The sequence below is a fragment of the Bacteroides sp. AF20-13LB genome (genome assembly GCF_003603065.1).
Taxonomy (GTDB): Bacteria; Bacteroidota; Bacteroidia; order Bacteroidales; family Bacteroidaceae; genus Bacteroides; species Bacteroides uniformis.
The window spans coordinates 66,722-77,302 of the sequence record NZ_QTMH01000021.1; the positions used below are offsets into that span (position 1 = coordinate 66,722).

12 protein-coding genes, 2 tRNA genes and 1 pseudogene are annotated in these 10,581 nt (G+C 43.2%); 13 read left to right on the top strand and 2 right to left on the bottom strand.

Annotated elements, in window-relative coordinates; genetic code table 11:
- Positions 1-6 precede the first annotated feature (6 nt).
- From DWX62_RS20210 to DWX62_RS20225, 4 genes are read left to right on the top strand one after another with little or no spacing between them, the layout of a single operon-like run.
- Positions 7-465, top strand: a complete 459-nt coding sequence (locus DWX62_RS20210) for a dCMP deaminase family protein (RefSeq protein WP_005835453.1) — start codon at positions 7-9, stop codon at positions 463-465.
- Positions 466-522: 57 nt separating this feature from the next.
- Positions 523-2,262, top strand: coding sequence for a S41 family peptidase (locus tag DWX62_RS20215; RefSeq protein WP_008666099.1), 1,740 nt, complete (start codon positions 523-525; stop codon positions 2,260-2,262).
- Positions 2,180-2,710: a 5-formyltetrahydrofolate cyclo-ligase gene (locus DWX62_RS20220; protein ID WP_008666101.1), complete on the top strand. Its 531-nt coding sequence runs from the start codon at positions 2,180-2,182 to the stop codon at positions 2,708-2,710. Before DWX62_RS20215 ends, DWX62_RS20220 begins: the two co-directional genes overlap by 83 nt.
- Complete coding sequence (locus DWX62_RS20225) at positions 2,707-3,492, top strand: histidinol-phosphatase (RefSeq protein ID WP_005835445.1); 786 nt, start codon at positions 2,707-2,709, stop codon at positions 3,490-3,492. The genes DWX62_RS20220 and DWX62_RS20225 overlap by 4 nt, the downstream gene beginning before the upstream one ends.
- Here DWX62_RS20225 and DWX62_RS20230 read toward each other — a convergent pair.
- Entirely contained in the window at positions 3,485-3,775 is a 291-nt protein-coding gene (locus DWX62_RS20230; protein WP_005823615.1) for a DUF721 domain-containing protein, read from the bottom strand. The two genes, DWX62_RS20225 and DWX62_RS20230, sit on opposite strands and share 8 nt — an antisense overlap.
- On the bottom strand, positions 3,772-4,884 hold the full coding sequence (gene recF, locus DWX62_RS20235) for a DNA replication and repair protein RecF (RefSeq protein WP_008666103.1): 1,113 nt from the start codon (positions 4,882-4,884) through the stop codon (positions 3,772-3,774). Before recF ends, DWX62_RS20230 begins: the two co-directional genes overlap by 4 nt.
- Before the next feature lie 237 nt (positions 4,885-5,121).
- On the opposite strand from recF, the gene DWX62_RS20240 reads away from it, so the two are divergent.
- From DWX62_RS20240 to DWX62_RS20280, 9 genes and pseudogenes are all read left to right on the top strand, one after another.
- Positions 5,122-5,805 (top strand): tetratricopeptide repeat protein, encoded by a 684-nt coding sequence (locus DWX62_RS20240; RefSeq protein WP_008666105.1) that lies wholly within the window; start codon positions 5,122-5,124, stop codon positions 5,803-5,805.
- Between the two features lie 150 nt (positions 5,806-5,955).
- Entirely contained in the window at positions 5,956-6,450 is a 495-nt protein-coding gene (ribH, locus tag DWX62_RS20245) for a 6,7-dimethyl-8-ribityllumazine synthase (protein ID WP_005823623.1), read from the top strand.
- A 73-nt stretch (positions 6,451-6,523) separates the two neighbouring features.
- Positions 6,524-6,606 (top strand) — tRNA-Tyr (locus DWX62_RS20250).
- Between the two features lie 9 nt (positions 6,607-6,615).
- Positions 6,616-6,688: transfer RNA gene (locus DWX62_RS20255), tRNA-Gly, on the top strand.
- A gap of 116 nt (positions 6,689-6,804) precedes the next feature.
- Positions 6,805-8,019: a site-specific integrase gene (locus tag DWX62_RS20260; protein WP_117681426.1), complete on the top strand. Its 1,215-nt coding sequence runs from the start codon at positions 6,805-6,807 to the stop codon at positions 8,017-8,019.
- A gap of 76 nt (positions 8,020-8,095) precedes the next feature.
- Complete coding sequence (locus tag DWX62_RS20265; RefSeq protein ID WP_117681417.1) at positions 8,096-9,004, top strand: hypothetical protein; 909 nt, start codon at positions 8,096-8,098, stop codon at positions 9,002-9,004.
- A gap of 161 nt (positions 9,005-9,165) precedes the next feature.
- Positions 9,166-9,783 (top strand): hypothetical protein, encoded by a 618-nt coding sequence (locus DWX62_RS20270; RefSeq protein ID WP_117681416.1) that lies wholly within the window; start codon positions 9,166-9,168, stop codon positions 9,781-9,783.
- Entirely contained in the window at positions 9,780-10,274 is a 495-nt protein-coding gene (locus DWX62_RS20275) for a hypothetical protein (RefSeq protein WP_022219155.1), read from the top strand. Before DWX62_RS20270 ends, DWX62_RS20275 begins: the two co-directional genes overlap by 4 nt.
- Before the next feature lie 56 nt (positions 10,275-10,330).
- Positions 10,331-10,581: pseudogene (locus DWX62_RS20280) on the top strand (hypothetical protein); the annotation flags it as partial.

The following is a 10,581-nucleotide window of genomic DNA, read 5'->3' on the forward strand; positions in this document are numbered from 1 at the left end:
AATATGATGGACGATTCTACAAAAGACAAACAAGAAGCATTGGATAGGCGTTATATACGTATGGCAAGCATTTGGGCCGAAAATTCGTATTGCCAACGCCGCCAGGTCGGTGCACTGATTGTAAAAGACAAGATGATTATCTCTGACGGCTACAACGGTACCCCTTCCGGTTTTGAGAATGTATGCGAAGATGAGAATAACGTCACCAAACCATACGTGCTCCATGCCGAAGCAAACGCCATTACCAAAATAGCCCGTTCAAACAACAGCAGTAACGGTGCCACCATGTACGTCACTGCCTCCCCCTGCATAGAATGCTCCAAACTGATTATCCAGGCAGGCATCAAACGGGTAGTCTACTCCGAGAAATACCGCCTGGAAGATGGTATCGAACTTTTGAAACGGGCAGGCATCGAGGTAGTGTTTATTTCAATGGATAATGAAAAGTTGAAAATGGAAAGTTGAAAGTTGCATGCGCAGCCAAATAGTAAATTGTAAATAGTCTAATAGTAAATAAACATCATGAGTACAAAAAATACTTCCCGCTTTATGCCGCTCATCATCGCAATCAGCGTAGTCGCGGGAATCCTTATCGGAACGTTTTATGCCAGGCATTTTGCCGGTAATAAACTGGGAATCATCAATAGCTCGTCCAACAAGCTGAATGCCTTGCTGCGTGTTATTGACGACCAGTATGTGGATACCGTCAACATGACCGATTTGGTAGAGAAAGCCATGCCGCAGATATTGGCAGAACTCGACCCCCACTCCACCTACATCCCCGCACAGAAACTGGAGGAGGTTAATTCCGAACTTGAAGGCAGCTTCAGCGGTATAGGCATCCAGTTCACCATTCAAGAAGATACGATACACGTAAACAGCGTGATTCCCGGTGGACCGTCCGAGAAAGTGGGCCTGATGGCAGGCGACCGCATTGTGATGGTCAACGACAGTCTTTTTGCAGGCAAAGGCCTGACAAACGAAAAGGCCATGCGCAACCTGAAAGGTCCGAAAGGAAGCCAAGTGAAGTTAGGCGTCAAGCGTGCCACGGAAAAGGAGTTGCTCGACTTCACCATCACACGCGGTGACATCCCACAAAACACCATTGATGCAGCCTATATGCTCGACGATGACTACGGATATATACAAATCAGCAAATTCGGACGTACCACACACGTGGAGCTGCTGAATGCGATTGCCCAACTGAGCCACGAGAAGTGCAAAGGCCTGATTATCGACCTGCGCGACAATACCGGAGGATACATGGAAGCCGCCACACGCATGGTGAACGAATTCCTGCCGGAAGGGAAGTTGATTGTATATACCCACGGCCGCAAATATCCCCGCATGGAGGAATATGCCAACGGTACCGGCAGTTGCCAGAAGCTGCCGCTAGTGGTATTGGTAAACGAGAGTTCCGCTTCGGCCAGCGAAATCTTTGCGGGCGCCATTCAGGACAATGACCGCGGAACCATTGTAGGACGCCGTTCCTTCGGCAAGGGACTCGTACAGCAACCCATCGACTTCAGTGACGGTTCCGCCATCCGCCTGACCATTGCCCGTTATTACACCCCATCGGGCCGTTGCATCCAGCGCCCCTACGAGAACGGCAAGGACAGCAAATACGAAATGGACTGGATTACCCGTTACGAACACGGCGAGTTCTTCTCCAAAGACAGCATCAAACTGGACGAAAACCTGCGTTACTCTACCGGTTTGGGCAGACCCGTATACGGCGGCGGTGGCATTATGCCGGACGTATTCGTTCCGCAAGACACAACCGGAGTATCTTCTTACCTGATAGAAGTAAGCAACAAGGGACTGATTCTGCAATTCAGCTTCCAGTATACCGACCGCAACCGTGCGAAATTGAGTGAATACGACAATGAAGAAGATTTGTTGAAGTACCTTCGCCACCAAGGTATCGTGGAGCAGTTTGTACGTTTTGCAGACTCCAAGGGAGTAAAGCGGCGCAACCTGCTTATCCACAAGTCCTACAAGCTACTGGAAAGAAGTCTTTACGGCAACATTATCTATAACATACTGGGAAGGGAGCAATACATCCGCTACATCAACCAGAGCGATGCTACCGTCAAGAAGGCATTGGATATTCTGGAACGTGGCGAGGCATTCCCAAAAGCCCCGGAAGCGACACCAATCATAGAGGATACAAAAGATGATGGAAAGGAAAAAAGAACTGCGCAGGCAGGTAGCTTTGTTGAAGACCCGACACAGCTCTTCCACTACGCGTCAGTCTGCTGAAATACTTGCCGCCCTCGAGGCACATCCTGCTTTCAGGGCGGCAACCACCGTACTGCTTTACCACTCTCTCAAAGACGAAGTGGACACACACGAATTTATCCGGAAGTGGAGCCGCGAAAAGCGGATACTGCTTCCGGTAGTTGTAGGTGACGACCTGGAACTGCGGCTGTACACCAGACCCGAAGACTTGAAACCTGGCGCATACGGCATCGAAGAACCAACCGGCGAGCTATTTACCGACTATGCAGACATAGACTTCATAGTGGTTCCCGGCGTGGCATTCGACCGTAACGGCAACCGCCTGGGGCGCGGTAAAGGTTACTATGACCGGCTTCTGCCCCGCATCCCATCAGCCTACAAAGCCGGCATCTGCTTCCCGTTTCAACTCGTAGAAAAAGTTCCTGCGGAACCGTTTGATATACGCATGGATGAAATCATTACGCAATGAAAACTAATTATCATACACACACCACACGCTGCATGCATGCCACCGGAGATGACGAAGACTATGTGCTCAGTGCCATCAAAGGCGGTTACCGGATACTCGGGTTTTCAGACCATACTCCCTGGAAATACCGTACCGACTACGTAGCCGACATGCGGATGCTCCCCGAGGAGCTCCCCGGCTACGTGGAGAGTCTCAAGACGCTCCGTGAGAAATACCACGACCGGATAGACATCAGAATAGGACTTGAATGTGAATACTTCCCCCAATATATCCATTGGCTGAAAGAGCAAACCAAGAAGTACCAACTGGACTATATCATCTTCGGAAACCATCACTACCACACCGATGAAAAGTTCCCCTACTTCGGCCATCATACAGACAGCCGCGACATGCTCGAACTTTACGAAGAGAGCGCCATCGAAGGTATGGAAAGCGGATTATTCTCCTGCCTTGCCCATCCGGACTTGTTCATGCGCTCCTATCCGAAGTTCGACCACCATTGCACTACCATCAGCCGGCACATCTGCCGTACTGCTGCACGCCTGAATGTCCCGTTGGAATACAATATAGGCTATGTAGCCTACAATGAAGCGCACGGCTTATCCACCTACCCGTGCCCGGAGTTCTGGCGAATCGCTGCCAATGAAGGCTGTACAGCTATCATCGGACTGGATGCGCATGACAACAAGGATTTGGAAACTCCGATGTATTATGACCGGGCAGTCCGGGAATTGAAGGAACTGAAGATTGAAAGAATAGATGAGCTGAGGATGCTCATCTGAATATGATATTCGTGATGACCTGAGCCCCCACATGACGGTTCAAGTTGCGCACCAGCAACTCACGCCCCATCATCAGTTCCTGGCGCAAAGCAGCAGAAGTGAGATGCACATAAAGCACCTGGTTCTTTATATAAAGTTCACGGGTGTAGGAGGCAATGGTAGGCCCCAGCACTTCGGGCCACGCACTGATAAGCCGCCGTTCATTCAGCGGAGACTCCAGACTTTCCTGCCTGAGGTAATGACGGATAAGTTCACCTATCTGTTCGGCATTATTGCGCTTCATGCCTCTTCCTCCTTCATTTCGGCAACCGTTCCCTGCTCCACACGGAACATCTTATAATCACTGCCCACTTTATGCAGAATACGGTCCAGGTGTTCGCGGTTGGTATCGGTTATAAAAATCTGTCCAAAACTGTCGCCTGCCACCAACTTGATGATTTGCTCCACACGCGAAGCATCCAGCTTGTCAAAGATATCGTCCAGCAACAACAAGGGAACAGTGGTCCCGGTACGTTTCAGGAAATCAAACTGTGCCAGCTTCAACGCTACCAGATAAGTCTTGTTCTGTCCCTGCGACCCTTCACGCTTGATGGGGAAATCTCCCAAAAGCATATTCAGCTCGTCCTTGTGCACACCGCGCAATGAATAGCCCATAATCTGGTCGCGTACACGGCTTTCCTTCAGCACTTCCAGCAAAGAGGCATCGCGGGCATGGGAATCATAGCTTAATCCCACCTTCTCCCTATCTTGCGAAATGAATGAATAGAAAGACTGGAAAATAGGAATAAACTCACGGATAAAGGCCTCACGTTTGCGGAACACCACTTCGCCGGCTTGCGCCATCATCTCCTCCCAAACCAGAAAGAGCTCTTCCTCCACCGGCTGTTCACTCTTCAGTAAGGTATTCCGCTGCACCAAAGCTTTATTGTACCGTATCAAAGCATCCAGATACTCTTTGTCGTACTGCGAGATAACCACATCCATAAAACGTCGGCGTTCATCACTGCCTCCTGCTATCAACTCCGAATCGGCAGGCGAGACCATGACCAAAGGCAGGAAGCCGATATGATCCGACAAACGCGTATACTCCTTCTTGTTTCGCTTAAACTGTTTCTTCTGGCGCCTCTTCATACCACAGTAGATTTCCTCAGGAGTCCCATCGGCAGCCTCATAAAACCCTTGAATAACAAAGAAGTCGGCATCATGGCGGATATTCTGGGAATCAATGGGATTACCGGCACTTTTACAGAAAGACAAGAAATACACCGCATCCAGCAGGTTCGTTTTCCCCATGCCGTTCTGTCCGAAAAAGCAGTTCAACTTGGGCGAGAATGAAAGCTCCACCTGCTCCAAGTTCTTATAATTGAGTATAGATATACGTTTCAGTATCATTATAGTAACGATGAGTTCGGTTACAAAGATAATGCAAAACCGAAAGCAGTACAAAATAAGCCTGCTTATTTTTAATATAGAGGTGAAGCCCGGCTTATTGAAAAGTAGAAATAATTTCGGTGTTTTCTGATACAAAACAAAAAAAGATGCCGCTAAATTTCGTTGATAGCTATAAAAAACTTACTTTTGCGGGTCGAAATAGATAAATAAGAATAATAACAAAAAGATTATATAAAAATGGCAGAACAAAAAAAGACGAATGAAGCCTTAAACGTGGAGGATGCACTGACACAATCGGAGGCCTTTTTCATTAAGAACAAAAAAGCAATCATCGGCGCTGTAGTAGCAGTAATCATCATCATTGCCGGTGTAGTGATGTACAAGAACCTTTATGCAGACCCCCGTGAAGAAAAAGCACAAGCTGCCTTATTCAAAGGACAAGAATACTTCGAAGCAGACGCTTATGCACAAGCACTGAACGGTGATAGCATCGGTTTTGCCGGATTTGTAAAAGTGGCAGACGAATACAGCGGCACAAAAGCAGCCAATCTTGCAAAAGCTTATATGGGTCTCTGCTATGCACACCTCGGCAAATATGACGAAGCAGTGAAAGCATTGGACAGCTTTGACGGAGACGACCAAATGGTAGCTCCTGCCATGAAAGGTGCTATGGGTAACTGCTATGCGCAGCTCGGCCAACTGGACAAAGCCGCTTCCATGCTGCTGAAAGCCGCCAACGCAGCCGACAACAACTCCCTCAGCCCCATCTACCTGCTGCAAGCCGGAGAAATCCTGGTAAAGCAAGGTAAGTATGACGATGCAATTCAGGCGTATACCACTATCAAGGATAAATACTTCCGTTCATACCAGGCAATGGATATCGACAAGTATATCGAACAAGCCAAACTGTTGAAGAAGTAATATACCTTATTATAAAGACATCTCAGGCACGGATTACACGGAAAACACGGAAAGACACAATAGCCGTGAATCCATGTAGTCCGTGCCTCTTTTATCTCCCCTCTCCCTTTAATTTTCAATTATTAATTTTTAATTCTTAATTCCTTATTTATGGCAACAGCTTATCACAATCTTTCAGACTACGATTTCAGTTCTGTACCCAGCGCGGAAAAAATGAAGTTCGGCATCGTTGTATCTGAGTGGAATTATAATATTACCGGTGCTCTCCTAAAAGGTGCCATAGACACCTTAAAAAAACATGGAGCCAAAGATGAAAATATTCTGGTAAAAACAGTACCCGGCAGTTTTGAACTGACTTTCGGCGCCAACCAACTTATCGAATACAGCGAAGTCGATGCAGTTATTGCAATTGGTTGTGTAGTCAGAGGAGATACTCCACATTTTGACTATGTTTGCATGGGTGCTACCCAAGGAATTACCCAATTAAACGCAAGTGGCGATGTACCAGTAATTTACGGATTAATTACTACCAATACTATGGAGCAAGCAGAAGACCGCGCCGGTGGCAAGCTGGGTAATAAAGGAGACGAATGTGCAATTACTGCAATAAAAATGATAGATTTTGCTTGGAGTTTACAAAAATAGTCGTATCTTTGCACCGCAATTGAGAAACAAAGCTACTCAATGAGAGAATTGAGATAGAATCTTAAGTGCAAAAGGGCAAATACCAGAGTGGCCAAATGGGGCAGACTGTAAATCTGCTGGCTTACGCCTTCGGTGGTTCGAATCCATCTTTGCCCACAAAAAATTGCGGAAGTAGCTCAGTTGATAGAGCATTAGCCTTCCAAGCTGAGGGTCGCGGGTTTGAGCCCCGTCTTCCGCTCTTCTGAAAATCAGATAGTTATCGCAAGATTTCTATCTGATTTTTGTTTTTAGAGAATGCTGAATCTGCACGAAACTATGCGGTTGAAGTCAACCAAGAAGTCAACCAAAAATTTTATGAGTGCAGTAATCAACGTAGTGTGCTACAAGTGGAAAACTTTAGCAAATGGAGAATCCCCCTTAATGGTAAGAGTAGCCAAAAGCGGCAAACGGACTATGCAGAGTTTAGGCATATCCGTCAATCCTAAATATTGGGACTTTACACGAAACAAGCCTAAACCGAACTGCCCTAACAAAGAATATATCCAAAAGATTATCTTGGATAAGCAACGGGAACTTCAACAGCGAATGTTAGAGTTGAATATCGAACAGAAAGAATATACCACTACTACCCTACTCAATAATGAGCATACCAAGTTTGAACTGAAAACCGTTAGTGAATTCTACCACGAATTGATAGAGCAATACACACGTGAGGATAAATGCGGCAACCGTCTTATCTATAAAAGTTCTTTCAACTCGCTTAAAGTGTTCACGAAAGGCAAAATAGATATACCTTTCAGTGATATAGATACTTCTTGGCTTAACAAATATGAGAAATGGCTACGTTCCAAAGACAACAAAGAAACTACCATAAGCCTAATGTTTCGCACGCTCCGGAGTACATATAATAAAGCTATCAAAGCTAAGTGCGCCCGGAAGTCCGATTATCCGTTTGATGAGTACAAAGTCAACAAGTTCGATACCACAACTCAAAAGAGAGCCATTGCCAAAACAGACGTGCTGAAATTCACAACAGAGGTGCAGCCTATTGGAAAACAGCAGTACATGGAGTTGAGCAAAGACATATTCGTGTTCAGTTATCTATGCGGTGGAATCAATTTCACTGATATAGCTAATCTAACAAACGAGAATATTCAGAATGGCAGATTACACTATATTCGTCAAAAAACAAAGAAACTGATTAAAATAGGAATACCACAAGAGGCCATGCTAATAATTGAAAAATACTCAAAAGAGAGTAAAGGCTATCTTTTTCCTATTTTGGATAGCAAGATACACAAGACCGCCCTACAAAAGCAGAACAGAATACATAAGATATTAGGAAAGGTCAATAAGAATCTAAAACTACTTGCCGCACAGCTTGGAGTTGAAGCCAACTTAACAACCTATGTCGCTCGCCATTCATTCGCGAGTGTTCTTAAGAAATCGGGAGTAAACATTGCATTGATAAGTGAAGCATTGGGTCATTCAGACTTGGCGACTACTCAAATATATTTGGATAGCTTCGACAACGAGCAAGTAGATGAAGCAATGAAGAATTTGCTGTAATGAATAAATCTCCATTTGTAGCAATGCAGGTGGAGATTATTTTTTTAATTTTGCTTTCAAATCCAAAGTTAAAAAGATGAGCACCAACAATTCTAACATAATCAATGGATATGACCTCGTACAAGCAAAGAGTGCATTACCACAATTTATTCAATGTTCTACGAGATATAAAGAACTGTCCCAACTTTTCTCACAAACAGAATACCAAGAAACTCTTTTAGATATTATAACAACTACCATTAAACGCATCAGAAGATACCAAAGCTCTAAAGTTATTGACTTGGCGAGACTTGTTAAACTCTTATACGGCATCCAAAAACATGATTCTATCCAAATCAAATATAATGGGAAGACCCAATTTGATTTTCCATACGGAGAAACTACCCGGTTACTATTCGATACTTTCAACAAGGAATTGGCTACAATATATCCACCTGAGAAAATGATGCAGTTTTATAAGTTCTTGTATGCGGAACTTCTTTGGAATGAAGAAATAAAATCTCCGATTGATAATAACGATACCAAAATTCTTCTATTTGAATATAATGCCAGTAAAAACTATAAGCGAATTGTTGCGTTTGAAAAGGAAGATGATATTGATATTCGCCTCTACTTTGGATATAAGTTCAAGGACGGTGTTACTCCATATTATGCAAAGAACGAACATGGGAAAACTGTACAACCGATTGGATTTACTTTGAAAGGAGTTAAAACAATTCTTGCCATAGAATCAACCTTGCAAAAAAGAATAGACTCTCACTATGTGGGTACATTACTATATACATTAGGTACAGAGTTTCAATTTGCTGGTATTTTTAAGAGAGGGGATTTCCTATTTACCAATGAACAATATGCGTTCCTATATGATATTGCAGGAATATTAGGAGTGCTTGATAAAGACTTTAATATTGAATACTCTAATAAAGAGAAGCAAACATTCGTCAGAAAGGAAATGAAAAAGTACAATAAATACATAATCAAATAACATAGGCTTAACTTTTTGGAATTTTCTATCGATTTTTTCCCACCTTTTAGTTCCATTTAGCTCCATTTACTTCCTCTACCTTTGCGCCATAATCAAGAAAATAAGAGGCCTCTATTTTTTTGCAAAGGAACAATATTTTATTAATTTAAAATTTTATAACTATGTCAGATTTGATATTAACTGAATTCGATTTGCAAGAGTTCAATGAATGGATGTTAACCATCCAAAAGGCATCAGAAGATTTAAACTATATTCTGAAAAAAATCAGAGGAATGGGATATGAAAAGATTACTTTAAATGAATTGTTAAAAAATCCCAGAGGTATATGCAAGGAAATCCTTTCTGAAAAAAATGTGTTAAATAGAATATTTGAAAAAAGACAAATAGGTATATTTGATTTAGAAAATCCCGATTATGATAATTGCCTCAAAGAAGTTAGGTCAAAATCTATTAGAGTAGCACATCTTCGAAAGAGACTTCTTCGTGTTTACGAATTGTTGGTATCTTACGGCTTTAAACCAGAGGATTTGTTTGAAGAAGAGAATGGTAAAGTCGTTATTTCTCAACGTGTAGAGCATAGCTATTTTAGCCGTAATGCAAGTTATCTTAATTCAGGAGAGGAAGCTTTATCCATTCTTTATGACATTTGTGATTCATTGATGAAGCTTAAACAACATAAAATAAATCTTCATGTGCTACAAAATTTACTTGTGAGCGAGGAAAGATATAAAGTAGATATGAAAGCTTTTGAGAAATTTGTAGATAGCAACGGAATATGATTCAATTCGATTTTGAGAATATTATTACTGCAAGCAACCGCGAACCATATAACAATGTGGCCGCGCATGCAGAATTGAAGTCCATGATGTCACGTTTTGACAGATTGAACATCTTCTTCGACATTGACGAGGACGGTTACGAAGTGATAAAGGTCGAAAGTACATACGTGAAACGCTTCGCGTATCAGTTGAACGATGAATCTGCAAACTGGCTTATGACATACCTTTCTACTGGCAAGAGTGAGGATTTTGGAGTAGAACCGTCCGAAGTTCAGAAGTCAGACCAAACTAATGGTAACGAGTATCGAAAGAATATGCTCAAACTGTTTGTGGAAAGTAAGGCTGTAAACATTCAGTTTACACCCGAGTTCAGAGACCGTAGAGGGCAGCTAACAGCAGTAGCCAACTTCAAATTCGGCAACATCTTCTTCTTTATAAACCGAGACGAGGACATTGTTTCGTACTTGCAAGAGAAAGGGTTAATTCGTTAAATCTAAACGGAGCAGAGGAAGTGCAAATTTCCTCTCTCCTTTTTAAATCCACATAAATGAAAAAGGAATATATACCTATATATAAAATAGCTGGTAAAATCCAGTACTTGACAGAAGTCCTGCCACAGATAGAAACAAACACTATCCTTTGTAAGACATTAACCGGATTGGGTGCAACCTACTCCGAAATAAAGGCTAAGCGACATTCTGTTATTATCGTTCCCAATGTTCCGCCTATCATTGGCAAGTGCTGGAAAATCCAGTGTAAGCTGCCCCCTAAAACCAAGCGATTCTGCCCCCTTAAAAC

What these genes read in the sequence shown, in the direction of transcription:
- DWX62_RS20230 (WP_005823615.1), bottom strand. Translation starts at nt 3,775, where the DNA reads ATGAAGCGCAATAATGCCGAACAGATAGGTGAACTTATCCGTCATTAC.
- DWX62_RS20215 (WP_008666099.1), top strand. Translation starts at nt 523, where the DNA reads ATGAGTACAAAAAATACTTCCCGCTTTATGCCGCTCATCATCGCAATC.
- recF (WP_008666103.1), bottom strand. Translation starts at nt 4,884, where the DNA reads ATGATACTGAAACGTATATCTATACTCAATTATAAGAACTTGGAGCAG.
- DWX62_RS20210 (WP_005835453.1), top strand. Translation starts at nt 7, where the DNA reads ATGGACGATTCTACAAAAGACAAACAAGAAGCATTGGATAGGCGTTAT.
- DWX62_RS20220 (WP_008666101.1), top strand. Translation starts at nt 2,180, where the DNA reads ATGGAAAGGAAAAAAGAACTGCGCAGGCAGGTAGCTTTGTTGAAGACC.
- DWX62_RS20270 (WP_117681416.1), top strand. Translation starts at nt 9,166, where the DNA reads ATGTCAGATTTGATATTAACTGAATTCGATTTGCAAGAGTTCAATGAA.
- DWX62_RS20240 (WP_008666105.1), top strand. Translation starts at nt 5,122, where the DNA reads ATGGCAGAACAAAAAAAGACGAATGAAGCCTTAAACGTGGAGGATGCA.
- DWX62_RS20265 (WP_117681417.1), top strand. Translation starts at nt 8,096, where the DNA reads ATGAGCACCAACAATTCTAACATAATCAATGGATATGACCTCGTACAA.
- DWX62_RS20260 (WP_117681426.1), top strand. Translation starts at nt 6,805, where the DNA reads ATGAGTGCAGTAATCAACGTAGTGTGCTACAAGTGGAAAACTTTAGCA.
- DWX62_RS20275 (WP_022219155.1), top strand. Translation starts at nt 9,780, where the DNA reads ATGATTCAATTCGATTTTGAGAATATTATTACTGCAAGCAACCGCGAA.
- DWX62_RS20225 (WP_005835445.1), top strand. Translation starts at nt 2,707, where the DNA reads ATGAAAACTAATTATCATACACACACCACACGCTGCATGCATGCCACC.
- ribH (WP_005823623.1), top strand. Translation starts at nt 5,956, where the DNA reads ATGGCAACAGCTTATCACAATCTTTCAGACTACGATTTCAGTTCTGTA.